Source organism: Nonomuraea sp. NPDC050536 (assembly GCF_044457685.1).
Classification (GTDB): domain Bacteria; phylum Actinomycetota; class Actinomycetes; order Streptosporangiales; family Streptosporangiaceae; genus Nonomuraea.
Window position 1 is genome coordinate 1 of sequence record NZ_JBITHD010000038.1, and the last position, 25,530, is coordinate 25,530.

The 25,530-nt window shown below is 70.1% G+C and carries 26 protein-coding genes and 1 pseudogene; 14 read left to right on the top strand and 13 right to left on the bottom strand.

The window, feature by feature from the left end:
• Nucleotides 1-110: 110 nt before the first annotated feature.
• From ACIBHX_RS50665 to ACIBHX_RS50680, 4 genes and pseudogenes are all read left to right on the top strand, one after another.
• Nucleotides 111-272: pseudogene (locus tag ACIBHX_RS50665) on the top strand (F0F1 ATP synthase subunit gamma); the annotation flags it as partial.
• A gap of 1 nt (nucleotide 273) precedes the next feature.
• Complete coding sequence (atpD, locus tag ACIBHX_RS50670) at nucleotides 274-1,719, top strand: F0F1 ATP synthase subunit beta (protein WP_397076022.1); 1,446 nt, start codon at nucleotides 274-276, stop codon at nucleotides 1,717-1,719.
• Between the two features lie 46 nt (nucleotides 1,720-1,765).
• On the top strand, nucleotides 1,766-2,167 hold the full coding sequence (locus ACIBHX_RS50675; protein WP_397076023.1) for a F0F1 ATP synthase subunit epsilon: 402 nt from the start codon (nucleotides 1,766-1,768) through the stop codon (nucleotides 2,165-2,167).
• Nucleotides 2,168-2,190: 23 nt separating this feature from the next.
• Nucleotides 2,191-2,562, top strand: a complete 372-nt coding sequence (locus ACIBHX_RS50680) for a DUF2550 domain-containing protein (RefSeq protein ID WP_397076025.1) — start codon at nucleotides 2,191-2,193, stop codon at nucleotides 2,560-2,562.
• Between the two features lie 21 nt (nucleotides 2,563-2,583).
• Here the strand turns inward: ACIBHX_RS50680 and ACIBHX_RS50685 are convergent, their stop codons facing one another.
• Entirely contained in the window at nucleotides 2,584-3,174 is a 591-nt protein-coding gene (locus tag ACIBHX_RS50685; RefSeq protein WP_397076026.1) for a cob(I)yrinic acid a,c-diamide adenosyltransferase, read from the bottom strand.
• Between the two features lie 240 nt (nucleotides 3,175-3,414).
• On the opposite strand from ACIBHX_RS50685, the gene ACIBHX_RS50690 reads away from it, so the two are divergent.
• The 4 genes from ACIBHX_RS50690 to ACIBHX_RS50705 are packed head-to-tail and all read left to right on the top strand — an operon-like array spanning nucleotide 3,415 to nucleotide 6,912.
• Entirely contained in the window at nucleotides 3,415-4,290 is an 876-nt protein-coding gene (locus tag ACIBHX_RS50690) for an ABC transporter ATP-binding protein (protein WP_397076028.1), read from the top strand.
• Nucleotides 4,287-5,390, top strand: a complete 1,104-nt coding sequence (locus ACIBHX_RS50695; protein WP_397076029.1) for an ABC transporter permease — start codon at nucleotides 4,287-4,289, stop codon at nucleotides 5,388-5,390. The genes ACIBHX_RS50690 and ACIBHX_RS50695 overlap by 4 nt, the downstream gene beginning before the upstream one ends.
• Nucleotides 5,391-6,557, top strand: coding sequence for a sensor histidine kinase (locus ACIBHX_RS50700; protein ID WP_397076031.1), 1,167 nt, complete (start codon nucleotides 5,391-5,393; stop codon nucleotides 6,555-6,557). It abuts the gene before it with no gap.
• Between the two features lie 37 nt (nucleotides 6,558-6,594).
• Nucleotides 6,595-6,912 carry an STAS domain-containing protein gene (locus ACIBHX_RS50705; protein ID WP_397076033.1) on the top strand — a complete coding sequence of 106 codons (318 nt, stop codon included), beginning with the start codon at nucleotides 6,595-6,597 and terminating at the stop codon, nucleotides 6,910-6,912.
• 99 nt (nucleotides 6,913-7,011) lie between these two features.
• On the opposite strand, the gene ACIBHX_RS50710 is transcribed toward ACIBHX_RS50705, so the two are convergent.
• The 5 genes from ACIBHX_RS50710 to nucS all read right to left on the bottom strand — a co-directional run bounded on the left by ACIBHX_RS50710 (nucleotide 7,012) and on the right by nucS (nucleotide 11,959).
• A complete protein-coding gene (locus ACIBHX_RS50710) occupies nucleotides 7,012-7,635 on the bottom strand; it encodes a TetR/AcrR family transcriptional regulator (protein ID WP_397076034.1) in 624 nt (207 codons plus the stop codon).
• 63 nt (nucleotides 7,636-7,698) lie between these two features.
• Nucleotides 7,699-9,171 carry an aldehyde dehydrogenase family protein gene (locus ACIBHX_RS50715; RefSeq protein ID WP_397076035.1) on the bottom strand — a complete coding sequence of 491 codons (1,473 nt, stop codon included), beginning with the start codon at nucleotides 9,169-9,171 and terminating at the stop codon, nucleotides 7,699-7,701.
• Nucleotides 9,172-9,194: 23 nt separating this feature from the next.
• Complete coding sequence (locus ACIBHX_RS50720; protein WP_397076037.1) at nucleotides 9,195-9,761, bottom strand: GNAT family N-acetyltransferase; 567 nt, start codon at nucleotides 9,759-9,761, stop codon at nucleotides 9,195-9,197.
• A complete protein-coding gene (locus ACIBHX_RS50725; RefSeq protein WP_397076039.1) occupies nucleotides 9,761-11,053 on the bottom strand; it encodes a carotenoid oxygenase family protein in 1,293 nt (430 codons plus the stop codon). The genes ACIBHX_RS50720 and ACIBHX_RS50725 overlap by 1 nt, the downstream gene beginning before the upstream one ends.
• A 243-nt stretch (nucleotides 11,054-11,296) precedes the next feature.
• The gene (gene nucS, locus ACIBHX_RS50730) at nucleotides 11,297-11,959 is read right to left on the bottom strand and encodes an endonuclease NucS (protein WP_397076040.1); all 663 of its coding nucleotides are present in this window, start codon (nucleotides 11,957-11,959) and stop codon (nucleotides 11,297-11,299) included.
• Between the two features lie 36 nt (nucleotides 11,960-11,995).
• Between nucS and ACIBHX_RS50735 the strand changes: the two genes are divergently transcribed.
• The 5 genes from ACIBHX_RS50735 to ACIBHX_RS50755 all read left to right on the top strand — a co-directional run bounded on the left by ACIBHX_RS50735 (nucleotide 11,996) and on the right by ACIBHX_RS50755 (nucleotide 17,460).
• Nucleotides 11,996-13,438, top strand: a complete 1,443-nt coding sequence (locus ACIBHX_RS50735) for a 3-hydroxybutyryl-CoA dehydrogenase (protein WP_397076042.1) — start codon at nucleotides 11,996-11,998, stop codon at nucleotides 13,436-13,438.
• On the top strand, nucleotides 13,435-13,719 hold the full coding sequence (locus tag ACIBHX_RS50740; protein ID WP_397076043.1) for an ATP/GTP-binding protein: 285 nt from the start codon (nucleotides 13,435-13,437) through the stop codon (nucleotides 13,717-13,719). Before ACIBHX_RS50735 ends, ACIBHX_RS50740 begins: the two co-directional genes overlap by 4 nt.
• Before the next feature lie 130 nt (nucleotides 13,720-13,849).
• Nucleotides 13,850-14,554 carry an alpha/beta hydrolase gene (locus ACIBHX_RS50745; protein ID WP_397076045.1) on the top strand — a complete coding sequence of 235 codons (705 nt, stop codon included), beginning with the start codon at nucleotides 13,850-13,852 and terminating at the stop codon, nucleotides 14,552-14,554.
• A 313-nt stretch (nucleotides 14,555-14,867) separates the two neighbouring features.
• On the top strand, nucleotides 14,868-15,626 hold the full coding sequence (locus tag ACIBHX_RS50750; protein WP_397076047.1) for an SDR family NAD(P)-dependent oxidoreductase: 759 nt from the start codon (nucleotides 14,868-14,870) through the stop codon (nucleotides 15,624-15,626).
• A 1,039-nt stretch (nucleotides 15,627-16,665) separates the two neighbouring features.
• On the top strand, nucleotides 16,666-17,460 hold the full coding sequence (locus ACIBHX_RS50755) for an alpha/beta fold hydrolase (protein WP_397076049.1): 795 nt from the start codon (nucleotides 16,666-16,668) through the stop codon (nucleotides 17,458-17,460).
• Here ACIBHX_RS50755 and ACIBHX_RS50760 read toward each other — a convergent pair.
• The 3 genes from ACIBHX_RS50760 to mce all read right to left on the bottom strand — a co-directional run bounded on the left by ACIBHX_RS50760 (nucleotide 17,420) and on the right by mce (nucleotide 20,635).
• Nucleotides 17,420-18,586 (bottom strand): AI-2E family transporter, encoded by a 1,167-nt coding sequence (locus ACIBHX_RS50760; RefSeq protein ID WP_397076051.1) that lies wholly within the window; start codon nucleotides 18,584-18,586, stop codon nucleotides 17,420-17,422. The genes ACIBHX_RS50755 and ACIBHX_RS50760 overlap by 41 nt on opposite strands.
• Before the next feature lie 135 nt (nucleotides 18,587-18,721).
• Nucleotides 18,722-20,020, bottom strand: coding sequence for a DivIVA domain-containing protein (locus ACIBHX_RS50765; protein ID WP_397076053.1), 1,299 nt, complete (start codon nucleotides 20,018-20,020; stop codon nucleotides 18,722-18,724).
• A 192-nt stretch (nucleotides 20,021-20,212) separates the two neighbouring features.
• Complete coding sequence (gene mce, locus ACIBHX_RS50770) at nucleotides 20,213-20,635, bottom strand: methylmalonyl-CoA epimerase (RefSeq protein ID WP_397076055.1); 423 nt, start codon at nucleotides 20,633-20,635, stop codon at nucleotides 20,213-20,215.
• Between the two features lie 84 nt (nucleotides 20,636-20,719).
• Here mce and ACIBHX_RS50775 point away from each other — a divergent pair, with 84 nt between their 5' ends.
• On the top strand, nucleotides 20,720-21,901 hold the full coding sequence (locus ACIBHX_RS50775) for an acetyl-CoA C-acetyltransferase (RefSeq protein ID WP_397076056.1): 1,182 nt from the start codon (nucleotides 20,720-20,722) through the stop codon (nucleotides 21,899-21,901).
• Nucleotides 21,902-22,320: 419 nt separating this feature from the next.
• Here ACIBHX_RS50775 and ACIBHX_RS50780 read toward each other — a convergent pair whose 3' ends face one another.
• The 4 genes from ACIBHX_RS50780 to ACIBHX_RS50795 form a co-directional block, all read right to left on the bottom strand.
• Nucleotides 22,321-22,464: a hypothetical protein gene (locus ACIBHX_RS50780; protein ID WP_397076057.1), complete on the bottom strand. Its 144-nt coding sequence runs from the start codon at nucleotides 22,462-22,464 to the stop codon at nucleotides 22,321-22,323.
• Between the two features lie 275 nt (nucleotides 22,465-22,739).
• Nucleotides 22,740-22,892, bottom strand: coding sequence for a hypothetical protein (locus ACIBHX_RS50785; protein ID WP_397076058.1), 153 nt, complete (start codon nucleotides 22,890-22,892; stop codon nucleotides 22,740-22,742).
• 437 nt (nucleotides 22,893-23,329) lie between these two features.
• Nucleotides 23,330-23,989 (bottom strand): DUF4230 domain-containing protein, encoded by a 660-nt coding sequence (locus ACIBHX_RS50790; protein ID WP_397076059.1) that lies wholly within the window; start codon nucleotides 23,987-23,989, stop codon nucleotides 23,330-23,332.
• 28 nt (nucleotides 23,990-24,017) lie between these two features.
• Nucleotides 24,018-25,373, bottom strand: coding sequence for a hypothetical protein (locus ACIBHX_RS50795; protein WP_397076060.1), 1,356 nt, complete (start codon nucleotides 25,371-25,373; stop codon nucleotides 24,018-24,020).
• Between the last annotated feature and the right edge of the window lie 157 nt (nucleotides 25,374-25,530).

The following is a 25,530-nucleotide window of genomic DNA, read 5'->3' on the forward strand; positions in this document are numbered from 1 at the left end:
CGCCCGGCCCCCCCCCGGCGGCGCTCGGGCCGGCCCCCCCCCCCCCGGGGGGGGGCCCCCCCCCCGCCCCCCGGGGGGGGGGGGGGGGGCCCCCCCCCCCCCCCCCCCCACGCCGCCGCGCCATGAAGTCCGCTACGGACAACGCCAACGAGCTGATGAGGGTCCTCACCCAGGACATGAACCAGGCTCGCCAGGCCGAGATCACCCAGGAAATCAGCGAGATCGTCGGTGGCGCCAACGCGCTCGCTGACGCCGCAGCGGGGAAAGAGTGAAATGACTGCAGAAGCTGTTGAGACCGTGGAGAGCTCCGCGGCCGGAACTGGCCGGGTGGCTCGAGTCAACGGTCCCGTCGTCGACGTGGAGTTTCCCGTCGACGCGATGCCTGAAATCTACAACGCGCTGAACGTCGACGTCACCCTCAACGGTGACACCAAGACGCTGACCCTGGAGGTCGCGCAGCACCTGGGCGACAACCTGGTGCGCGCCATCTCCATGCAGCCCTCCGACGGTCTGGTTCGTGGCGCCCCGGTGTCCGACTCCGGCGGCCCCATCTCGGTGCCGGTCGGCGACGTCGTCAAGGGTCACGTGTGGAACGCGCTGGGCGAGACGCTCGACGTGCCCACCGCCTCCCTCAAGGTCGAGGAGCGCTGGGGCATCCACCGCCCGGCGCCCGCCTTCGACCAGCTCGAGGCGCGTACCGAGATCCTGGTCACCGGTATCAAGGTCATCGACCTGCTCACGCCGTACGTGCAGGGTGGGAAGATCGGTCTGTTCGGTGGTGCCGGCGTCGGCAAGACCGTTCTGATCCAGGAGATGATCCGCCGCGTCGCCCGTAACTTCGGCGGTACGTCGTGCTTCGCCGGTGTGGGCGAGCGTACCCGTGAGGGCAACGACCTCTGGCTGGAGATGGAGGAGGCGGACGTCCTCAAGGACACCGCGCTCGTCTTCGGCCAGATGGACGAGCCGCCGGGCACCCGTCTGCGCGTGGCGCTGTCGGCGCTGACGATGGCGGAGTACTTCCGCGATGTGCAGAAGCAGGACGTGCTGCTGTTCATCGACAACATCTTCCGCTTCACGCAGGCCGGTTCCGAGGTCTCCACGCTGCTGGGCCGCATGCCGTCGGCCGTGGGTTACCAGCCCACGCTGGCCGACGAGATGGGCGTGCTCCAGGAGCGCATCACCTCGACCCGTGGTCACTCGATCACCTCCATGCAGGCGATCTACGTGCCCGCTGACGACATCACCGACCCTGCGCCGCACAACGCGTTCGCCCACCTCGACGCTCAGACGGTTCTGTCCCGTCCGATCTCCGAGAAGGGCATCTACCCGGCGGTGGACCCGCTCGACTCCAGCTCCCGCATCCTCGACCCGCAGATCGTGGGCGAGGAGCACTACGCGGTGGCCCAGGAGACCAAGCGGATCCTGCAGAAGTACCGCGAGCTCCAGGACATCATCGCGATCCTCGGTATCGACGAGCTGTCCGAGGAGGACAAGGTCACGGTTCAGCGGGCCCGTCGCATCGAGCGGTTCCTGTCCCACCCGATGTACGCCGCCGAGGCGTTCACCGGCCAGCCGGGCGAGACCGTGCCGCTGGACGAGACCATCGCCTCCTTCAAGGGCCTGTGCGCCGGCGAGTACGACCACCTGCCCGAGCAGGCGTTCTTCATGGTCGGTGGCATCGAGCAGGCAGTGGCGAAGGCCAAGGAACTCGAGCGCTGATCATCGCCCGTGGCGGGGGCTCTGCCCCCGCCGGAAAGGAAGCTACGTGGCGAAGCTACGAGTTGGGGTTGTCTCGCCCGAGCGGGAGATCTGGTCGGGCGAAGCCGACATGGTGATTGCCAAGACCGTGGACGGCGAGATCGGTATTATGCCGCAACACGCACCTGTGCTCGGCGTCCTGGTCGAGGGCGGCGTGCTGCGGGTGAAGCGGGAGGGCGACGACGACCTTGTCGCGGCCGTGCACGGCGGTTTCATCTCCGTGGCGGACGACGAGGTGTCCGTCCTCGCCGAGGTGGCCGAGCTCGGTTCCGAGGTCAACGTCGCGGCTGCCCGTGATGCGCTCGAACGGGCGCAGGCCTCGATCGAGGCCGACCAGGAGGACGCCGACGCGGCGGTCGCGGCCAAGCGGGCCAAGGCCCGGCTGCGCGCGGCAGGCGAAGAGGTCTGACGTACACGAGCCAAGGGGGCGGCATGGTAGCGGGCATCGTCATCTGTTTGCTACTGATTGCCGCCCTGATAGGGGTACGTGCCCTCGTTCTGAGGGGCAACGTGCCGTGCCGGCTCAGGGTCGGCAACCACCGCTGGCGGAGCGGGGTAGCCCGCTACGCCGATGGGGAGCTCCACTGGATTCCCCTGCTGGGTCTGCGACTGAGGCCGCGCCACGCGATCGCGAGGCGCGGCCTCGTCGTTTCCTCCCGCCGTCCGCTCGACGGCGACCTGTTCGCGGTCGACTGCTCGGGCACCACGCGCGACATCTCGCTCGCGATGAGCGCCGACGCGCTCACCGGCTTCCTGGCCTGGCTGGAGTCGGCTCCCCCCAGCGCCTATCTCGACGTCGCCTGATCCGGTACGGCGAAGCCGCCCTTACCGGGTGCCACCCGGCTTCCAAAGGATCTCCGTGCCGTCGTGGGCGATCCTGCACAGGATGAACAGCAGGTCCGACAGCCGGTTCAGATACTTGGCGGTCAGCGGGTTCATGTCGTCGTGCTCGTGCAGCGCGGCCCACGCCGTCCGCTCGGCCCGCCGTACCGTGACCCTGGCGACGTGCAGTTGCGCGGTGGCCGGGTCGCCGCCGGGCAGGATGAAGCTGCGCAGCGGCTTGAGGCGCTCGTTGAAGGCGTCGCACTGCTCCTCGAGCCAGTCGATGTAGGACTGCTCGACCCGCAGCGCAGGGAAGGGCGGATCGGCGACCACCGGCGTGGCCAGGTCGGCGCCGAGGTCGAAGAGCTCGTTCTGGACGCGCCCGAGCACGGCGGTGATCTCGGGGGAGAGCGTGCCATAGGCCAGGGCCAGGCCGATGGCGGCGTTGGCCTCCTCGGCGTCGGCGTACGCGGCCAGGCGGGAGTCCGTCTTGGCGGCCCGGCTCATGTCGGCGAGCGTGGTCGTCCCGTCGTCCCCGGTGCGGGTGTAGATCTTGGAAAGGACGACGGGCTTGTCCTTGTCTGCTCGGGTCATGCTGTCCAGGATCCCACGCCGGCGGGTGCGGGCTGTTCGACGGCGAACGTCCCATTTGCCGTCTGAAGCCCGCGGGGAAGGCGGAGGTCCGGTTTATCCGGAATGCCGCGGGCGAGCCGCTACGGCGCGTGTGCGGCCCACAGGAGGCGCTTCTGGCGCGCCGGCGGATGACAAATGTCAAGTCGGGGCGGTGATTCCGGCGACTACCCGGCATGTCCCCCAGACGGGCAGCATGGGCGCATGCTGGAGATTCGGGAACTACGCAAGCTCTTCGGGAGCAAGCTGGCATTAGACGGGATCGGTTTCGCGGTCCGTCCGGGGGAGATGTTCGGGTTCGTCGGCGCCAACGGCGCGGGCAAGACCACGACCATGCGCATCGTGATGGGCGTGCTCGAGCCCGACTCCGGCTCGGTGCATTGGCAGGGCGAGCCGCTGGGCTTCGCCGACCGGCGGCGCTTCGGTTACATGCCGGAGGAGCGCGGGCTCTACCAGAAGATGCGGGTGGCGGAGCAGATCGAGTACTTCGGCCGCCTGCACGGCCTCGGGCCCGCCAAGGCCCGCAAGGCAGCGGACGAGCTGCTCGAGCGGCTGTCGCTGACCGAGCGCAGGGGTGACGCGGTCGAGGCCCTGTCGCTGGGCAACCAGCAGCGCGTGCAGCTGGCCGTGGCGCTGGTGCACGATCCCGAGGTGCTGATCCTGGACGAGCCGTTCTCCGGGCTGGACCCGATCGCGGTTGAGGCGCTGGCGGCGGTGCTGCAGGAGCGGTGCCGCGGCGGCGTTCCGGTGATCTTCTCCAGCCACCAGCTCGAGCTGGTCGAGCGGCTGTGCGACTCGGTGGGCATCGTCTCGGGCGGGCGGATGGTCGCCTCGGGGACGGTCGGCGACCTGCGCGCCGCCGAGGGCCGCACGCTCCGCGTGGTGGTGCGTGACCCGGCCCCGGGCTGGGCGGACGGGCTGTCCGGCTCGGTGACCGTCAACGGCGACCTGCAGGTGCTGCTCACCCGGGACGGCGACGACCAGGAGATCCTGCGCCGCGCGATCAAGGCGGGCCACGTCGAGCACTTCGGCCTCGAGCAGCCGACCCTCACCGAGATCTTCAAGGAGGCCGTGGCATGAGCGGCATGATGCTGGTCGCCCGTCGCGAGATCACCACCCGCATCCGGACCAGGGCCTTCGTCATCGGCCTGCTCGTCACGATCGTGCTGGTGGGCGCGGTGGCGTTCGCGCCCAAGGTGTTCGGCGGCCCCGACTCCTTCACGCTGGGCACGGTCAACTCCCAGAAGCTGCCCTTGCAGGACCCGGGCGCGAAGATCGAGTGGAAGAGCTTCCCCGACGAGGCCGCCGCGAAGAAGGCGGTGCTGGCGGGCGACGCCGACGCCGTCCTCGTCGACGGCACCAAGGTGATCTCTGACGGGGAACTCGATTCCAAGCTCGCCGTGCTCCTGCAGAGCGCCAACCGCGAGGTCAAGCTGGGCGCGGCGGGGGTGAAGATCCCGCCGCTCGCGCTGGAGTCCGTGGGCCAGGACACCCGATACCAGTCCGCTCGCACGGGCATCGCCGTGGTGCTGGTCGTCCTGCTCTTCATGCTGCTCATCGGACAGGCCATGATGGTCGCGATGGGCGTCGTGGAGGAGAAGGGCAGCCGCATCGTGGAGATCCTGCTCACCTCGGTCAGGCCGTGGCAGCTGCTCGGCGGCAAGATCATCGGACTGGGTGCGCTCGGGTTGATCAACCTGAGCGCGGTCCTCGTGGTGGGGCTGACCGCCTCGAAGATCTCGGGCACGGCCGTGGACTTCCCGCCGGGGATGTTCGGGATCGTGGCCGGCGTGCTGGCCTGGTTCGTGCTGGGATACGCCTTCTTCGCCACGCTCGCGGCCGCGCTGAGCTCGCTGGTCTCGCGCCAGGAAGAGGTCAGCAACGTGATGTCGCCTCTCACGATGCTGATCATGGCGTCCTACTTCGCCGCCTTCTACGCCACGTTCCAGCCGACCGGCACGCTCGCCCAGGTGCTGTCGTTCATCCCGCCGTTCTCCTCCATGGTGATGCCGGTGCGGATGGCCGCGGTGGACGTGCCGCTGTGGCAGGTGGGCGTCGCGGCGGTGCTCATGCTGGTCGCGGTGGCGGGGGTGCTATCGATCGGGGCCAGGATCTACCAGCGAGCCGTCCTGCGCACGGGGGCCAGGGTGAAGCTCAGCGACGTTCTGCGCGCCCGGTAGATGGAGGCGATCACGCGAGCCCGGCGGCTCACCAAGCTGATGCTCAACAGCATGCTGGTGGTGGCCTGGGTCATGGTGGCGGCGATGTCTGCGGCCTCGCTGGCCGAGCATGTGTCGACCTGGCCGCCGCTGGTCCTCGCCGGGCTCGCCGGGATCGCCTTCACCTGGCTCTTCCTGCGCATCACCGACGCGGCCATCGAGCACCGGTACGCCACCCGCGAGGTCGTGGCGGCCGGTGCTCTGGCCGTGGCGGCCGCGGCACTGGGCGGCGCCGACCCGATGAGCTGGGGTGTCCTGCCCGTGGCCTGGCTCTCCGTGGCCGTGCTCGGCGTCAGCAAGCGACGGGCCCAGCTCGTCGGCCTCGCCACGTTCGTGGTCTGCAGCGCGCTGAGCGCGCTCGGCATCCTCGCAGGACGCAGCATGTTCAGCGTGGACGGCGGCGGCACGGTCGCGTCGTCCATCGCCGTCTCCTGCCTGATCTACGCGATCTGGTGCCTGGCCATGCCCGGCTCCAACCGCATGTGGGCCTGGATCTGGCGCCTGGCCAACGAGGCGCACGAAGGCCGCGAGGCGCACGCCAGGCTGGCGGTGGCCGAGGAACGGCTGCGCTTCGCCAGGGACCTGCACGATCTGGTCGGCCACCAGCTGTCCGCGATCGCGGTCAAGGCCGAGCTTGCCGTACGGCTGGCCGAGGCGGGCCCGGCGAAGAACGAGATGACCGAGGTGAACGCGCTGACCCGGCAAGCCCTGCGGGAACTGCGCCAGGCGGTGCGCGGATACCGCGAGCTGGACCTGTCGGCCGAGCTGGGCAGCGTCCGCGGCGTGCTGGAGGCCGCGGGAGTGCGGTGCGAGCTCAACCTGCCCTACCGGGACCTGCCCGACGGTCTGGCGCCCGTGTTCGCCTACGCCGTCAGGGAGGCGGCCACCAACGTCCTCAAGCACAGTACGGCCACCTTCTGCGCCATCACGCTCCGCTTCACCCCGGACGAGGCGGAGCTCGTCGTCCGCAACGACGGGGTGGCCCGCCGCCAGGCCACCGACCTGGGCAGCGGGCTCACCGGGATGGGGGAGCGGCTGGCGGCGGTGGGCGGAAAGCTCACGGCCCGGCCCACGGCCGACGGGGAGTTCCTGCTGAAGGCGGTTGTTTCACTCCCGATTCGTGGGTAGGGGGTAGACCCGAAAGGGTGTGACCAGGGAGGGTGGCATGCGCGTCCACGGCGATCCCCGTGCCCAGGTGGTGCGGGTCGGTACTCGGCTCGACGCCGGGACCTCGGCCGGAGTACGCCCACGCCTGCACGACGCGGTCGACTCCGGCGCGGGCGACCTGATCCTCGACGTGTCCCGGCTGGAGATGATCGACGCCACCGGCCTCGGGGTGCTCGTGGGCACGCACCGGCGCGCGATGAGCGCGGAGCGACGCCTCGTCCTGCGCGGCGTTCCGCCACGGATCATGCGGATACTCGCGGTGACGCGGCTGAATCGGGTGCTGCACGTCGAGGTTACGCACGCCGCCGTGGCCTGAGACTCGTGCAAATGCAATTGCACGGAAATCCCGCGGGCTGTCGGAGTTCGAAAATGCCGTGAATAACGGCGGGAAATATCGCACCGCGTGATCAATCCCTCACGTAGCACCCAGCGAGCGGCCGAAGATGTGCCCGGCCACGCCGACCAGCTCTTCGATCTCGGGCTGTTCGTCGGCCAGCAGCCATTCGATGAGCAGCTCTTGCAGCGCTCCAATTACACCGAGTGCGAGCAGCCGCCGATTGAGCCCGGCCGGCTGCGGGAATTCCGCCGCGGTCTCCTCGATGAGGTGGGCGAAGGCGTCCACGGCGCGCTGCCTCGAGATCGAGAGCACATCGCCTGACCTGCGCACCTCCACGTGCATGATGCGGGCACGGCGCCAGTCGGCGGTGGCGAATTCGACGTAGGCGCGAATGCCGGCCTGCACTCTGCCGGCCAGCGTACTGGGCGCGTCCTGTAACGCTTTGGCCACGGCCGCGAGGGTTTCGTCGACGCACCGTTCGTGCAGCGCCTGAAGCAGTTCCTCGCGCCCGCCGAAACATTCGTAGAAGGCGCGGTTGGAGATCCGCGCCTCCGAGCACAGCCTTTCGATCGTCGTCGCCGCGAATCCAGGCTTGGCGTAGAGCGTGTACGCGGCGGTCATCAGCCGCTCGCGCCTGTCAGCCAGCCTTTGCTCAGCCGTCATTCCCCGGTAAGACCGGTTCACATTCCACCCGTCCAACATGATCGTGGCCCCCAGAGCACACAATTATGGACGGATGATCCCTTATAGGAAAGAGTGTGAACATTACCTCTTTCGTCGACCGTGCAAGAACGTGACAAGCCTGATCAGCCGGTCAAGCTCTTCCTGGCCGCGGGAGAACGAGGTCAGGTTCATGCCCGGCATGGCGAAGCGTTGCCGGGAAACGGCCTTCGGCCTGGCGAATTCGCGTAGCCCGTCGGCTCCGTGGATGCGCCCGAACCCCGAATCGCCCACCCCGCCGAACGGCAGCGCGGGCACCCCGGCGAAGGAGATGACCGAGTTGATCGCCGTCATCCCGGTCCGCATCGCCCTGGCCAGTTCCGTGGCCCGCCGGGCGTTGCGCGAGAAGATCGTGCCCGCCAGCCCATAGGCCGAGGCGTTGGCCAGCTCCAGCGCCTCCTGGGCGTCCCTGGTCCGCCTGACCGTGATCGTCGGGCCGAACGTCTCCTCCCGTACGGCAGGCGAGTCCTCGGGCACGTCCTCCACCACGACGGGATCGACATACGGCGCGCGGACGGACTCCGGCCCACCGGTCACGATTTTTCCGGACTTGGTGGCGTCGTCGATGTGGCGCCGGATGATGTCCAGCTGCCCCGGCATGGTGATCGGGCCGTAGTGCTCCCCTGCCTTGACCCTGGCCACCCGCTCGCCCAGCTCCCGCATGAACGGTTCGTAGACCGCGTCGACCACGTAGACGCGCTCGACGCCCACGCACGTCTGGCCGGCGTTCGACATCGCGCCCCACAGGCACGCCTCCGCCGCGGCCGGCAGGTCGGCGTCGGCGTCCACGATGAAGGCGTCCTTGCCGCCGCACTCGGCCACGATCGGCGTCAGGTTCTCCGCGCAGGCGGCCATGACCCGCTTGGCCGTCGCGGTCGAGCCGGTGAAGGCGATCTTCTTGACCCGCGGGTCCTTGGCCAGGAACGCGCCGGTCTCCCCGAGCCCCGTCACGGTCTGGAACACCGGCTGCTCGGGCACGGACTCGGCGAACAGCTCGGCCAGCCGTACACCCACCCCGGGGGTGAGCTCGCTGGGCTTGAAGACGACCGCGTTGCCCGCCGCCAGGGCGTAGGCGATCGAGCCCATCGGGGTGAAGACCGGGTAGTTCCACGGGCCGATCACGCCCACCACGCCCAGCGGCAGGTACTCCAGCGTGGCCGCCAGGTTCATGCCGATCATGCCGGTCGAGACGCGGCGGCGGCCGAGTACCCTCTGTGCGTGCTTGGCCGCCCAGTCGAGGTGCGTGATGGCCAGCACGATCTCCAGCGTGGCGTCGCCGACCGGCTTGCCCGTCTCCTCGTGGACGAGTCGCGCCAGCTTCCTGAGGTCGCGCGTGATGACGGCCTTGTAGTCCAGCAGGCGTCGCCGGCGCTCGGCGGGGCCGATCCCGGCCCACCAGGCCGCGGCCTCGTCGGCTCTGCCGACCGCCTCGTGCACGGCCTCGGCCGTCTGCTGGGGATGGCTGCCGACGACCTGCCCGGTCGCCGGATTCAGGGAGTCGAACGTCAGCGTCGTCATGGCCGCCACGATAACTCCGTAAGCTATCGCTTACTAGGTCTCCACATGCCCCACATCGGCGGACCGCCAGGTACGTCGAGGCGCTCGGTGACGGTGAAGCCGTAGTGCTCGTAGATCGGGATGTTCGACTCCTTGGTGCTCTCCAGGTAGGCGGGCAGCCCCTCGGCGTCGACGCGGGCCAGGCCCGCGCGCATCAGCTCGCCGCCGACACCGGAGCCCTGGGCCTCGGGCACCACGCCGATCTGGGCGAGATACCAGTGCGGCTCCTTCGGGCGGTGCGCGGCGAGCGCCTCGTCCAGCAGCATGCCGTAGGTCACGCGGTCGCCCATGGCCTCGACGAAGCCGGGGATGGCGCCCTCCATGTCACCCTCGTAGCCCGGCGGGTCCCACAGCGCCGCGCCGGCCGTCTTGTCGTCGCGGTGGGCCAGGTCCGCCAGCGCGTGCTGGTAGCGGGCCAGCGTGGTGAACATCAGCGCCGAACCCTTGCCCCCTGGCAGCATCCACAGGATCACCGGGTCGTCGTGGAAGGCCCTGGCCAGCACCTCGCCGAGCTCGCCGGTGTCCTTCTCCTTGTCCGCCGATCTGATCATCAGTCCTCCAGCCAGGTCCCGTGGAAGCCCGCGGGCACGCGCCGCGGCAGCCGTACCGACGCTACCCGCGAAAGATCCGCGGCGTGCAGGACCAGCAGCTCGGATGTGTCGCCGGTGGTCACGATCGACAGCAGCCAGCCGTCGTCCTCGCTGTCCGAGGCGGGCACGAAGACCGCCTCGCCGGTGTCGCCGCCGGTCTGCCGGGTGGCGGCCTCGCCGGTTCGCTGGTCGTACTTGACGATGGTGTCCTTGCCGACCGTGTAGAGGTAGCGGCTGGCGGTGCCGAGCAGGTCGTCCCTGAACGTCGGGAACTCGATCGTGCGGTCGTCCAGCGGCTCCTCGCTCACCGTGCCGGTGCGCGGGTCGAGCGTCCAGCGGTGCAGGGTGGCGCCGCCCTGCCTGGCCGCCTGCCTGGCCGGGTCGTTGCTCCCGCCGATGCGCCGCCACGCGCCCGCGAACGACTCGCCCGAGTAGCGGGCCGCGTTCAGCACGATGCGTCCCTGGTCGTCCTCCCAAGCGTTGCCCACGTGGAAGACGTAGCAGGGGTCCACCTCGAACCACCGCGTCGGGCCGCCCGCGCGCGGGGTCACGCCGATGCGCGCGCCATAGGACTCCTCCCAGTCGTACGGCATGCCCTCCCTGCCCAGGTCGAAGACCACCGGCAGGTCCAGCCACAGCAGGTGGTGCTCGGTGACGGCGAAGTCGTGCATCATCGTCGAGGCCGGGACCTCGATCTCCCTGCTCTCCACCAGCTCGCCCGCCTTCGACAGCCGGTGGTAGGTCAGGAACGGCGGCATGAAGCCGTAGCCGAAGAAGTGCAGCTCGCCGGTGACCGGGTCCTGCTTGGGGTGTGCGGTCATCGCCGTCGTCAGCCGCCCGCCGAAGTCGCACGGGCCCACCGTCGCCAGCTCCGGCGTCATCTCGTACGGCAGGCCGTTCTCGACCAGCGCGAAGATGCGCTCGGAGTGCCGGATGACGCTGGTGTTGGCTGTCACGGCGGACAGGTCGACCCCGTGGTCGCCGATGAAGTGGGCGCCGTCGGTGAACTTGCGGGTCCTCACCCAGCGGTTGCGGTACCACTCGGCCCTGCCGTCCCTGAGGCGGATGCCGTGCAGCATGCCGTCACCGACGAACCAGTGCCCGGGGTCGTCGCCCGGTTTCGGGTTGGGGCCGTTGCGGAAGTACCTGCCGGTCAGCTCGCCGGGCAGCTCGCCGTCGACGGGGAGGTCGTGGGCGTCGATCTCGTCGGGGACCGGGGCCAGGTTGCCGCTCAGGTAGCTGGGCATCATCATCGCAATACTCCAATCTTGATAGGTCAAACGTAGAAGCTTCATGTGTGACCTGTCAATGTTGGAATAATGTGCCGCGTTTCGGCTCTCCGCGTGGCAAGGGGCGCACAACAGGACCAGCCAGACGCATTCCGTGTGTCGTAACGGCGGTCAGCCGTCACCTCTTCAGGCGTGGCGTCTCCCTGGAGGCCCCCAGCCGAAGTGCGGTGACTGGCGGTGGGGTGGCTCGCCGTAACTCTTGTGTTTCTAGAAGAGCGTCGGATTCTCGGGCTCGATGCCGCGCAGGGCGGCGTAGTCGAGGGTGACGCAGCCGATGCCGCGGTCGGTGGCCAGGACGCGGGCCTGGGGCTTGATCTCCTGGGCGGCGAAGACGCCGCGGACGGGCGCGAGCAGCGGGTCGCGGTTGAGCAGTTCGAGATAGCGCGTGAGCTGCTCCACGCCGTCGATCTCGCCGCGGCGCTTGATCTCGACGGCCACCGTGGCGCCGGCGGAGTCGCGGCAGAGGATGTCGACCGGGCCGATCGCCGTCATGTACTCGCGGCGGATCAGCGAGTATCCCTCACCGAGCGTGGTGATGTGCTCGGCCAGCAGCTCCTGCAGGTGGGCCTCGACGCCGTCCTTGATCAGGCCGGGATCGACGCCGAGCTCGTGCGAGGAGTCGTGCAGGATCTCCTCCATCGTCAGGACGAGCTTCTCGCCCGTCTTGCCGTGCGTGACGGTCCAGGTCCCGTCGTCCTCCTTGAGCTTGCACGGCGGGTTCATCCAGTTGAGTGGCTTGAAGGCCCGGTCGTCAGCGTGGATGCTCACGCTGCCGTCGGCCTTGATGAGCACCAACCGAGGGGCCATCGGCAGGTGTGCCGTGAGCCGTCCGATGTAATCCACGCTGCATCGCGCGATGACCAGCCGCATGACCGTCAACCCTAGCGGCTCTGGAAAACTGGACGCATGGCGTTCGACAGGGTGGGAGTGGTCGGTCTCGGCACGATGGGGGCCGGGATCGCGGAGGTGTTCGCGCGGGCGGGGATCCGGGTGATCGGGGTCGAGGCGGACGCCGAGGCCCTGGCCAGGGGGCGGGGACACCTGGAGAGGTCCACCGGGCGGGCGGTCGACAAGGGCAAATTGACCGCCGCCGAGCGCGAGGAGATCCTCGGGCGTGTCACGCTCACCACCTCACGGGGCGACCTGCGTGAGGCGGATCTCGTGGTCGAGGCGATTCCCGAGGTGCTGGAGTACAAGCTCGCGCTGTTCGGGGAGCTCGACCGGATCTGCAAGCCGTCGGCCGTGCTGGCCACGAACACCTCCTCGCTGCCGGTCACCGCTCTGGCCGCTGCCACCGGGCGGGCCTCCCAGGTCGTGGGGCTGCACTTCTTCAATCCGGCTCCGGTGATGCGGCTGGTCGAGGTCGTGGGGACGGTGGTGACCTCGCCCTCCGTTTTGTCCGACATCTCGGATTTGTCGGGAAATTTGGGTAAGCGGGCGATCGTGGTGGGGGATCGGGCCGGGTTCGTGGTGAACCGGCTGCTGCTGCCCTATCTGAACCACGCCGCCCAGCTGCTCGAGCAGGGGACGGCTGACCGTGACGGGATCGACGCGGCCGTCAAGCTGGGCGCGGGGCTGCCGATGGGGCCGTTCACGCTGCTCGACCTGATCGGGCTGGACACGGCCTACGAGATCATGGGCGTGCTCTTCGACGAGACGCGCTCGTGGCGGCACGCTCCCGCGCCGCTGCTGCGGGAGCTGGTCGGCGCCGGGCTGCTCGGGCGCAAGAGCGGGCGCGGATTCTATGCCTCTGCCGAAGGCCCCGCTGCCCCTGCGGACACGTCGGGCGTCTCCACGTTCGCCGTGCAGGGCTCACCCTCGCTCGCGGTACGGCTGGCCGAGGCGGGTTTCAAGGAGTCCGACGACCCGGACGTCGTGCTGCACGTGGGGGATCGGCCGGTCGTGGAGCACGCCGTACGGCTGGCGCGGCCCGAGCGGCTGGTGGGGGTGCACCTGGCGGAGCCCGTCGCGGAGCTCGCCGCCACCGTGTTGACCTCTCCGGAGGCGGCGCTGGCGGCTCGCGATCTGATGACCGTGATCGGGCTGACGCCGGTCGCCTGCAGGGATCGGGCGGGGTTCGTGCTCGACGCCCTGATATTTCCGTACTTGAACGATGCCGTCCGGATGTACGAGTCCGGCTACGCCTCGATCGACGACATCGACACCGCCATGCGGCTGGGCTGCGGATACCCGCAGGGCCCCTTCGAGATGCTGGAGTCGCTGGGGCTGGCCCGCGTACGTGACGGCCTGCGCGCCCTCTACGCCGAGTACCGTGAGCCCGCCTTCGCGCCCGCGCCGCTGCTCGACCAGCTCGTCACCGCCGGGCTCAGCGCCTTCCCGCGCCCATGAGCCCACGCCGCGCCCGCCGCAAGGAGACCCCCGCGCCGCCGCTCTCGGCCCGGGGGGTCGACCGGGTCGAGGAGTGGCCTGATGGCGAGTGGAAGGTCAGGATGCTCAGGGGCTCGGGCAAGGCATACCGGTGCCCCGGCTGCGACCAGGAGATCCCCGCCGGGCAGCCGCACCTGGTCAGCTGGCCCAACTGGCCGGGCGGCGACGACGAACGCCGCCACTGGCACACCGCGTGCTGGCGCAAACGCCTCGACCGCGGCCCGGGCCGTTCCCGCTACTGACCCCCGCCGGCGTGGGCTCGCGGGCTTGCCCTTGTCCTGCCGGGCCGCCGCCGTGGGCCTTGCCGGTGGAGCACGGAACGTAGCCACTACCGTAGGGTCTCGGACCGCGGCCATTACCGAAGGGACGAACGTGGAGATTCGCGCGGCGACCGTGCTGCCCGCCAGGCGAGAGCCGATCGAGCTGCACACGGGCGACGGCCTGACGCTGGTAGGCGAGCTGGCCCAGCCGCTGGACAAGCCGCCGGTGGCCACGCTCGTCACGCTCCACCCGCTGCCCACCCACGGCGGCTTCATGGACAGCCACGTCTTCAAGAAGGCCGCCAACCGCCTGCCCGCCCTGGCGGACCTGGCGGTGCTCCGCTTCAACACCCGCGGCACGTCCTCGGAACGCGGCACCTCCCAGGGCACCTTCGACGGCGGCGAGGGCGAGCGCTTCGACGTCCTGGCGGCACTGGAGTACGCCGAGTTCCACGACCTCCCCCACGTGTGGGTGGTCGGCTGGTCCTTCGGCACCGAACTCGCCCTCAAGTGGGCCCACGACCCCCTGGTGGAAGGCGCCATCCTGCTGTCGCCTCCACTCCACCGCGCCACGGACGCCGACCTGGACGCCTGGACCGCCTTCGGCCGCCCCCTGGTGGTCCTGGTCCCCGAGTTCGACGACTACCTCCGTCCCGAGGAGGCCCGCCGCCGCTTCGCCAGGGTCCCCCAAGCAGAGGTGATCGCCGTGCCCGGCGCCAAACACCTCTGGGTCGGCGAACCCTACGTCCGCACAGCCCTCAACGAAATAGTCCGCCACACAAACCCCACAGCCCACCCCCTCCCCACCGACCTCTAACCCACCCCGCGCACGTAGGCCGCAACTCCACCCCACAGCCGCCAAGCCCAGACCCACCCCCCGCCCAGCGCCGGGCTTGGTCCCGCACGCCATCCCTCCAGGCGCCGATACGGCGAGACCCACGACCCCTTCCAGACGCCGGTAGTGCGAGTCGTGGGTTGGTGGTGATCGGCGCGCTCGTACGGCCGCCCGGCCCACCCCTGGCGCCCCGTGAGCGAACGTCACCGCCCATGGGGGATCCGCATTGGCCGGTTGGAGTGGTGGGATGGGGAGTGGGTTCGTAGAATCTCGTTCGGTCGGCTTAGGAGGCGGGATGGGCGCGTTCGGGTTGGATGGCAGGAAGGCCCTGGTGACCGGGGCGTCCAAGGGCATCGGGCGGGCGATCGCGCTCGCGTACGCCGAGGCGGGCGCCGACGTCGCGCTCGTGTCGCGGTCCGCCGAGGCGCTGTCCGAGGTGGCCAAGGAGGTCGAGGCGCTGGGACGGCAGGCCCTGGTGATCCCCGCCGACCTCACAGACCGCGAAGCCGCCGCCGCCTCCGTGCAGGCGGCCATCGAGGGCCTGGGCCACGTGGACATCGTGGTCAACAACGCCGGAGGATCGAACTTCCTGGTCGAGTTCAAGGACCTGCGCCTGTCCGGCTGGGACAAGCTGATGCGCCTCAACCTCGACTCCGCCATGACCGTCTGCCACGCGATCGCCCCCCACCTGCTGGAGCGCCGCACCGGCTCGGTCATCAACGTCGCGTCCGTCGCCGCCCTCGGCGCCCCGCTCCTGGCACCGTACGCGGCCGCCAAAGCGGGCCTGGTGGCGCTGACCAAGACCCTGGCCGTGGAATGGGCCGGCGCCGGCGTCCGGGTCAACGCCCTCTGCCCCGGCTGGACGGCCACCGACCTCAACAGAAACCTCTGGGAGGACGAGCCCACCAGCGCCTCCACGGTCGCCGGCGTTCCAATGCGCCGCTGGGGCACCCCCGAAGAGATGGCCCACCCGGCCGTCTTCCTCGCCAGCGACGCATCCGCCTACATGACCGGCCAAATCCTCTTCATCGACGGCGGCGCCACAGCCATCTGACCACCCCTCAGCATCGCCGCAGTACACCGCCTCACCGTCGTACGTCCCTCTACCGTTGTATGTCGCTCTGCTGTTGTGCGGCGCTGCGCTGTTGTAGTCGCTCTGTCCTTGTACGGTGGGCCGCCGTTGTGCGGTGCTCTGCCGTTGTACGACGTTCTGCCGTTGTACGGCGCTTTGCTGTTGTGCAGCGCTTTGCTGTTGTACGGCGGGCCGCCGCCCCCGGCCGCCCGCCGCACTTCGGCTGAGGGCCCGCGCCCGGCGCTCCCGGCGAGTTGAGGATCCTTGCTCGCCGCCACGGCGCTTCGTTCTCTGGGTACCACGGTCCCCTCCGCCCCGCCGCCACAGTCCTTCGTTCTCCGGGCACCATGGTCCCCTCCGCCCCGTCCGCCAGCGCCCTTCGTCATCCGGTCGGCTCAGTCCCTCTGCTCCGGCCACCATGGCTGCTTCCTTCCCCAGACACCACGGCCCCCCGGCCCGCCGTACAGGGCGCCGAGCTCGGCCGTACCCCGCCTCGCCGACCCGGCGCCTGGGCAGGGTCCCTTGGACGCGAGGAGGCGACCTAGGCGCTTCCCAGGGTTCACACCCTCCGGGCCGCCCCCGGGTCTACCGCGCACTCCCGGTCCCAGCACTTTCCAGGCGCCGGGTCGGCGGGGTGGTGGTCGGCGGAAGGCGGCGCCCTGTGCGGCGCGGAGCCGGGGGAGATGGATTCCGGTGGCGTTGTGGCGGGGACCGTCACCGACTCGCCGGAAGCGCCGGGCGCGGGTCCTCGGCCGGAGTGCGGTGGGCGGCCGGTGGCGGGGGCTTGCCGTACATCAAGAGGAAGAGGGCGTACATCAAGAGGAAGAGGGCGTCCAGCACGGGGAAGTGGGCGTGCATCAAGGGGGAGGGGCGGGCGGCAGGTGGGAGGGGGCGTGCGGCAGGAAGAGGCTGTTCAGGAGGGGGAGGTGCCGGGGGCGGAGGTGGGGAGGGGCGGGGCGGGGCTGGTAACGAGAAGGGAGAGGAGCTTGTCAGGGGGAGCGAGGGGGCTAACGTTTGGTCCGTGCAGCTCTACACGAGATCAGCCGGGACCGGGCTCCCGGTCGTACTGCTACACGCGTTCCCCGTGTCGTCGGCGATGTGGCTCGCGCAGCGGGAAGGGCTGGCGCCGGCGTGCCGGGTGGTCACGCCCGACCTGAGAGGGTTCGGGGGCTCACGGCTGGGGGCCGACGAGCCGTCGATCGACCTGATGGCCGACGACGTGGCGGCGCTGCTGGACGAGGAGGGCATCGACCGGGCGGTGGTCGGCGGGCTGTCGATGGGCGGCTACGTGACGATGGCGTTCTGCCGCAGGCATCCCGACCGGGTGATGGGCGTGATCCTGGCCGACACCAAGGCCTCGGCCGATCCGCCGCCGGCGCAGGAGAACCGCGAGCGCATCGCCAGGGCCGTGCTCGAGGACGGCAGCGAGGTGCTGGTCAGGGACGTCCTGCCCGCGCTGATCGGCAGGACGACCAGGGAGCGCAGGGCGATGGTCTTCGGCCGGGTCCGCGGGCTGGTCCAGTCGGCCCCGCCGCAGGCGGCGGCGTGGGCGCAGCGGGCGATGGCGCGCCGTCCCGCCTCCTTCGACACGCTGGCGGGGCTGAAGGTGCCCGTGCTGGTCGTGGTGGGCGAGGAGGACGAGCTGGCCCCGATCGCCGACGCCGAGGCGATGGCGAAGGCCGTGCCCGACGGGCGGCTGGAGGTCATCCCCAAGGCCGGCCACCTCAGCGCGGTCGAGCAGCCGGAGGCGTTCAACGCGGCGGTGCTCGGGTTCCTCAACTCTGAGCTTGGCGGGGAAGCACGATCTCGCGGATGACCAGCGAGATGGCGGCGGCCACCGGGATGGCGAGCAGCGCGCCCACGATCCCCAGCAGCGCGCCGCCGAACAGCGCCGCGATCACGGTCACGGCCGGGGTGACGTCCACCGAGCGCTTCATGACCCTCGGGTAGATCAGGTAGTTCTCGACCTGCTGGTAGACGATGAAGAAGATCGCGCAGGCGATGCCCGCGGGCACCGACTGCAGGAACGCCACCCCGGTCACCAACACCGCGCCGATCGTGGCGCCGACCAGCGGGATCAGGTCCGTCAACGCCACCACGAGGGCCAGCGCGAGCGCGTACTTCACGTCCGCGATCGACAGGAAGATCCACGTGAGCAGGCCCGCGATGACCGAGATGAGCACGTTGCCCGCCACGTATCCGCCGATGCCGTCCAGGACCTCCTCGGTGATGCGGCGCGTCCGGTCCCTGCGGGAGGCGGGCACGAGCTTGAGCAGGTAGTCCTTGATCGTGTGCAGCGAGCCGAGGAAGTAGAGCATCAGCACCAGCAGCGTCACACCGGTGAACACCCCGTTGAGCACCACCAGGCCCGCGCCCACCACGCCGCTGGCCAGCGCCGGCCCCAGCGTGCCCGTCACGAACGCGCGCAGCGTCGGCAGGATCTGGAAGTCGGTGTCCAGCTTGCGCAGCGTGGTGTTGCTGGTCAGCTCGTTGAAGTAGCCGGGCACGGCCGCGATGAACTCGGCCATCTGCCTGCTCACCGGCGGCACCACGGCGAACCCGAACAGCACGAACACCACGATCACGCCGGTGAACACGATCGAGATCGCGCCCCGCCTGGCCAGCCCGCGCCGCTGCAGCGCCTCCACCGCCGGGTTCAGCCCGACGGCCAGGAACATGGCGACCACGACCAGGATGATCACGCTGAGCGAGTGCATGATCATCTGCGCGATCGCGATCGCGGTCAGCACTCCGAGCCCGCCCACCAGCCCGAACAGGAACGGCCCTCGCCGCAGCGGCTTCCCCGGCAGCCCGTACGGCAGGGCCGCCTCGTAATCCGCCTCTCCGCCCACCGGGTCGGAGTCCTCGGCGTCCCGGGACGTGGTGGACCGGGTGGCGGGTTCGGGGGCGCGCGGCGCGGGGGTGGTGGCCTCCGGGGGCACGGGGGGCTCCTCGTGATAGGGGGCGAACCGCATCGAGGACGGCCAGGCCGTACTCGAAAGCAAAAAAGAGAGCCTAGCGACCATACCGGTCGCCAGGCTCCCTTCAGCCGTCAAGCAGCCCCCGTGCGGGCGGTTTTACTCCTGCCACCACTCAGCGTCGTCCTCCGACTTGGCCTCCGACTTGGCCGGAGCCGGAACAGGCGCGGCCGCCGCGGCGGGCTTGTCGTTGGCGGGCGACGCGGCGATCGCCGGCTTGGCCGGAGCGGCGGCCACGGGCTCGGGCTCCATCCCGGGCAGCGCGGCCCCGCCGAGCAGCTGGCGCAGCTGGGCGAGGTGGCTGGTGATGCTGTCGCGCTGGCGGGTGAGCTCGTCGACCTGGCGCTGCATCGAGGTGCGGGTGCGCTCGGCCTCGTTCTTGGCCTCGGTGACGATCGTCTCGGCGCTGCTCTTGGCCTCGGCCACGATCGTCTCGGAGCTCTTGCGGGCGTTGGCGACCAGCTGCTTGGCGTGCAGGTCCGCCTCGCGGCGGGTCTGGTCGGCCTGCTGGGTGGCCTTGGTGGCCCGCGACTCGGCGGTGGCGGCGCGCTGCTCGGCCTCGGCGACCAGCTTCTGCGTCGCGGCCTGCGCGGTGGCGTGGCGCTCTGCCTCCTGGCGCTCCGCCTCCTCGCGGCGTGCGGCCAGCTGGATCTCGAACTCCGCCTCGTCCTGCGCCCGCTTCGCCTCGGACTCCTCCAGGACCCGCTGAGCCTGCGCGCGCATCTCGTCGGCCTGGCGCTTGGCCGTGGTCAGCACCTCGTCGCGCTCGCGCTTGGTCGAGGCCCGCAGCTGGGCCACCTCGCGCTCGGTCGTGGTGCGAAGCTTGGCGATCTCACGCTCGGCGTCGGCGCGCTTCTCCGCCACCTCGTGGTCGGCGGTGGCGCGCAGCTTGGCGGCCTCGCGCTCGGTGGTGTTGGTCAGCTCGTCAGCCTCGCGGCGGGCGGTCGAGCGGATCTCCTCGGCCTCCCGCTCGGCGCTGGTGCGCATGTCGTCGGTCTCACGAGTGGCCTGGGCCCGCTTCTCGGCGGCCTCCGACTCGGCGGCGGCCCGCAGGTCCGCGGCCTCCACCTTGGCCGCGGCCTTGATCTCGTTGGCCTCGGACCTGGCGGCCTGCACGAGCTCGGTCGCCTGCTCCTCGGCAAGCCTGAGCAACTGCTCGATGCGGGCGCCAAGACCGGAGTAGGTGGGCCGCTCCTGCTCCTGGAGCTGGCGCTGGGAGTCGGACAGGTCACGCTGCAGGGCGCCGACCTGCTCGCGGGACTGGCGGAGCTCGTTGTCAATCTGCTTCAAATGGTCGTGTACCTGGTGCCGGTCATAACCGCGGAGCACGACGTCGAACTCGCGTGCGGGGGCATCCTCGAAGAAGTTGTTGAGCTGGGCGTCGATGTCGGACTGCATGGAGGCTCGATCCTGGGTTGTCGAGACGGCTACACGGGCCGGACGGGGGGTCGGGACATCCGAGCCAGGAGCCCATGCCTCACGGCAGGACCCATGTCCGGTGGAAGGCCAGCGTACTCCGCTGGTGCCGCCTTGGAGGCCCCGTCCAACTTTCTGCGTCACTAGTTACATACTGAACGTTTATCGCGGTTGCTAGGGTCTGGCGGCTTGGACCAGCTCCGTGAGCATTCCTCCCACGTCCTTGGGGTGCAAAAACGCGATCGAGGAGCCCATGGAACCGTGCCTGGGGCTCTCGTCCAGGAGCCTGACGCCCTTCGTCCCAATCTGCTCCATCGCCTCCGCTACGTCCGGCACGCCGAACGCGACATGGTGAACCCCTTCACCGCGCTTGGCCAGGTATTTCCCCACGGGTGAATCCGCGGAAAGGGGCTCAAGAAGCTGAATGTAGGAGCCCCCGCCCTCGCCGTCGGCGATGTGGAGCATCGCCTCCTTGACCCCCTGCTCCTCGTTCACCTCGCGGGCGACCACCTCCAGATCGAACAGCGAGGAGAAGAGCGCGATCTTCTCCTCGAGGTCGTGGCAGGCGATCCCGATGTGGTCGATGCGCATGAACATGTGTGGCCTACCTCCATGGCGGTGATCCGGCTGCTCGTGGGTATCGTGTCAAACGACCCCGCACGCGCACAGGAGGCCCCTGCCATGTCTGGTTCCGTCATCGTCGCCGGAGCTCGCACCCCGATCGGCAAACTGCTCGGGGCCCTGTCCGGCCAGCAGGCCGTCGACCTGGGCGGTATCGCGATCAAGGCCGCGCTGGAGCGCGCGGGCGTGTCGCCCGAGCAGGTGGAATATGTGATCATGGGTCAGGTGCTCCAGGCGGGCGCCGGCCAGATCCCCTCCCGCCAGGCCGCGGTCAAGGCCGGCATCTCGATGACCGTCCCGTCGATCACCATCAACAAGGTGTGCCTGTCGGGCCTGGACGCGATCGCGCTGGCCGACCAGCTGATCAGAGCCGGCGAGTTCGACATCGTGGTCGCGGGCGGCATGGAGTCGATGACCAACGCGCCCCACCTGATCCCCGACCTCCGCAAGGGCGTCAAGTACGGCAACGCCGGGATCGTCGACTCGATGGCGCACGACGGCCTGTTCTGCGCCTTCGACCAGTGCGCGATGGGCGAGTCGACCGAGCGCTACAACGCCCGCCTCGGCATCGGCCGCGAGGAGCAGGACGAGCTGTCGGCCCGCTCGCACCAGCTGGCCGCCGCCGCGATCAAGAACGGTGTCTTCGCCGAGGAGATCGTGCCCGTCGAGATCCCGCAGCGCCGCGGCGAGCCGATCCTGGTCAAGGACGACGAGGGCGTGCGCGGCGACACGACCGTGGAGACGCTGGCCCGCCTCAGGCCCGCCTTCGCCGCCGACGGCACGATCACCGCGGGCTCGGCCTCCCAGATCTCCGACGGCGCCTGCGCGGTGGTCGTCATGTCCAAGGCGAAGGCGGAGGAGCTCGGCCTGCCGTACCTCGCCGAGATCGGCCGCCACGGCAACGTCGCGGGCCCCGACGCCTCGCTGCAGTCGCAGCCGGCCAACGCCATCAAGCACGCCCTGGCCAAGCAGGGGCTCACGGTCGACGACCTGGACCTGGTGGAGATCAACGAGGCGTTCGCCAGCGTGGTGCTCCAGTCGGCCAAGGAACTGGGCGTGCCGCTCGACAAGGTCAACGTCAACGGCGGCGGCATCGCGCTCGGCCACCCGATCGGCGCCTCGGGCGCGCGCATCGTCCTCACGCTGGCCTACGAGCTCAAGCGCCGCGGCGGCGGCACCGGCGCCGCCGGCCTCTGCGGCGGCGGCGGCCAGGGAGATGCACTGATTCTGACGGTTCGCTGACTTTCGTGCGGCGCGCTTCTTCTCTTGTGCGGCGCGCATCTTCTCTTGTACGGCGGGCCGCCCCACCGGCCGCCCGCCGCACTTCGGCTGAGGGCCCGCGACCGGCGCGTGCGGCGAGTCGGTGCCACTGACCCGCCGCCACGGCGCACGGATCCCGCCCGGGTGGTCCCATGGAGGGCGGGGAACCCGGGCACGCGGGCATGCCGTGCACGGATCCCGCCTGGGTGGTCCCGAGCGTGCCCATGGAGAGCGGGAACCCGGGCACGCAGGCGTGCCGTACCCCGGACATGAGGAGAGGGCGAGAGATCTGGAAATCTCTCGCCCTCAGATGTGGGTGCGATATGTCTGCTCCCTAGCGAACTAGGGAGGGAGATTGGCCCGGCCGCGAGGGAGGTTGCGGCCGGGCCTTCTTGACGTCTTCATGAGGAGAGGAAACGGGCGAACAGCGAGCGGCGCCCGGACTTGCGGCCCTTGGCCTCCTGGATCGTGCGGTGCCTGGCGGCGGCCCTGCGCAGCTCCTCGGCGTGGTTCTTCATCACTACGTATTCGAGCTCGGCGTGCATCTCGGCTCCTCTGGAAGGTGCTCCTTGTTGGCACCTCTAACACTGCTCCTAAGGCCCCTCCCGTCACATCGGGCGGATGCCTTATCTCTGGTCGTAGTACCGCGTAGGGATACCTAGAGCCCGGTCTCAGCTCCTGATGAGCAGGTAAGGAGCCCTCTCGAGCGGCGGAGGTGCTGACATGAAGAAGGGCGCGAGCTCTGGTCTCGCGCCCTGTCGTCAAGGGGGAAGTTCGGCCCGGCCGCGAGGGAGGCTGCGGCCGGGCTTTTCTGACGTCTTCATGAGGAGAGGAAGCGGGCGAACGCGGAGCGGGTGCGGCGCTCGGACTTGTGCGCCTTCCGTGCCTCGCGTACCTGGCGGTGCTGCGCCGCGGCGGCCCGCAGCTCCTCGGCGTGGTTCTTCATGACTGCGTACTCGAGCTCGGCGTTCATCTCGCGTCTCCCGTGCTGTGCGGTGCTTTCTTGCTGGCACTCTCTACTCTGCGGCTAAGGCCCCTTCCGGCACATCGGACGTATGCCTTATCTCCCGGCGTGTACGAACACGCCCCATACCTAAGCCCCGCCTTAGGGGTACTTAGACGCGCCTGGCCTGCACTTATACGACCTGGCCACGCCCCACGCAGGACCACCCAGATGGCCTACGCAGGACCACCCAGACGGCCTACGCCGAGTCGATCCAGACGGCCTACGCCGAGCCGCCTCAGACGGCCCCCCCGAGCCGATCCAGACGGCCTGGAGCGGAGTCGTTGCGGCGGCCCGCCCCGCATCACCGGAGGAGCGTCTCCCTGGACAGACGCGGCCGAAGTGCGGCGACTGGCGGTGGGGCGGCCCGCCGTACAGCAGCGGATATCTAGAAGATCAGCAGACGGTCACGGCTCGTCGGAGAACTTGATGGTGGTTTTGGTGAAGCCGAGCGACTTCAGCAGGCCGGTCAGCATCGCCTTGGTGTTGGTGTCGGCGCGGGCCCGCAGGTCGCTTTCCCGGGCCGCCTGGCTGATCTTGTTCTCGGCCAGCACGTAGAGCTCCCGCTCGTCCGACGGCGAAGACGAAAGGAAGCCCTGCACCCGGTCCAGGAGGCCGCGCTGCTGGGCGAAGACGTAGGAGCGGCTGTTGTCCAGGTTGGCCTTCTCCAGCTCGGCGTGCGGCAGGCGGAGCGTGGCCTCCTTGCGGTCCTGCGACACCGTCACCATGCTCCCCGACAGTCCGGAGAGGTCGACGTAGGCGTCGACGCTGCCCGCGCCGACGAACAGCGTCCGGGTGCCCTTGATGGCGTCGGGCAGGAAGGGGGCGTCCTTCTCCAGGTCCACGACGACCTGGAAGCTGCCGGTGGCGGCCTCGAAGCGGCTCAGGTCCTTGATCGACTGGAGCAGCACGGGCTGGCTGCGGTCGATCGTGCGTTCGCCGAGCGGGTCGAGCCAGGACCAGGCCAGCCGTCCGCCCACGACCAGCAGGACGGCGAGCACGAGGAACCCGGCCAGATATCGCCACCGGCGGCGCCGCGCGGGAGCGGCGGTCGGAGGAGTAGTCATGAGCCCTTGACTACCCGCCCGTCGATCATCAGTGCCAGCTTTTTGGTGACATCTCCGATCCCCAGTCGGACGTGGGCTCCACGGCGGGGTCCGGGTAGACCGGGTAGACCTGCGTGGCGTCGGGCGAGGGCTGGACGGGCGCGGCCGCCCGCGTCGGGCCGCCACCGAAGTGGCTGCTCGACAGCTTGCACGCCTCGAAGTCGCGGTAGAACATGCGCAGCCACTCGCGCCGCTGGTGCTCGCTGAGCCCGGAGAACCAGGCCGCGGCGTACTGGTGCTCGGGCAGCGGCCCGCCAGGCAGCGGCTCCCCACGCAGCCAGGCCAGCACGATCTCCCGGTAGCCGGCGGCGGTCGTGTTGGTGCACTGGGGGGCCAGCGAGTCGACGTACTCGTAGGCCGCCTTGTCGGCGAACCCCGCCGACAGGTCCGGCAGGTGGATCTGCGCCAGCCCGGCGGTGTGCTCGAGCGTGTCCTCCAGCGGGCGCTGCTCGACCCGGGTGAAAGCCGCCGGGGTGCCCGCCAGGCGTGAGGCGATGCTGGTGAACGCCGCGCCCAGCTCGGTGAGCCCGGCTCGCATGCCGGGATGCACGCACACCGTGATCGGCCAGTCCTGGCAGGCGTAGGCGATCTCCTGCGCCGCGGCCGGCTTCGGCTCGGTCAGCAGCCGCGCCACCCCCGCGCCCGCGGCCAGCACGGCCAGCAGCGCGCAGGCCAGCGCCAGCGCCTGCCGGGTGACCATGGCCGCCCAGCCGAGCAGCAGCGCCCCCGCGATCCCGGCCAGCCACATCGTCTGGTCGGTGAACGTCGCCCCGCTCAGCCCCTGGAACAGGTCGTACGGCTCGCCGGTGCCGGGCGCCAGCTTGTCGGCCCACGTCTCCCGCCCGGCCAGCCAGGTGAACAGCCCGTAGCAGGCCAGCCCGGCCAGCGGCGGCGTGAGCACGCGCGGCATCAGCCACCCGGCCACCCACCCGATCACCGAGTAGAGCGCGAGACCCGCCATGCCCATCCCGAGCCCGGACAGGCTCAGCCGCCCAGACTGCTCGGTGATCACGGTCTTGACCGCCAGCACCAGCACCGTGGCGCCGAACGAGCCCACCACGACCACCACGATCGCCAGCGGGGCCTTCAGCGCCCGCCAGGTCGACATCGAACGGCCGCGCAGAGCCCTGCGCTTGCGGATGGCCACCCACGCGGCGAAGGCCGCCGCGACGGGCCCGGTCAGCCGGAGCGAGCCGAGCACCGCGGCCACGATGTTCTCCCAGGCGTCCACACCGGGGATGAGCACGCTCCAGGCCGCGACCAGGCCGAGGGCGAGCAGCACGGCGACCGTCACGGCCGCGCTCTGCTTCAGCTCCTCGCGTGTCACCCCCGCGTGCTCACGCACGCGTCACCCCGATGAAGTCCATCAAGCACCCCCCGTGCCCCGAAGGCGAGGCGGAAAACGATCAGTCCCCACTTGGTTTCCGCGTCACCATTTGATGCGAGAACCATAACTGAGCGTGACGATTGGCGTCTGGATTCTTGGTCAACCGGTGAATTCG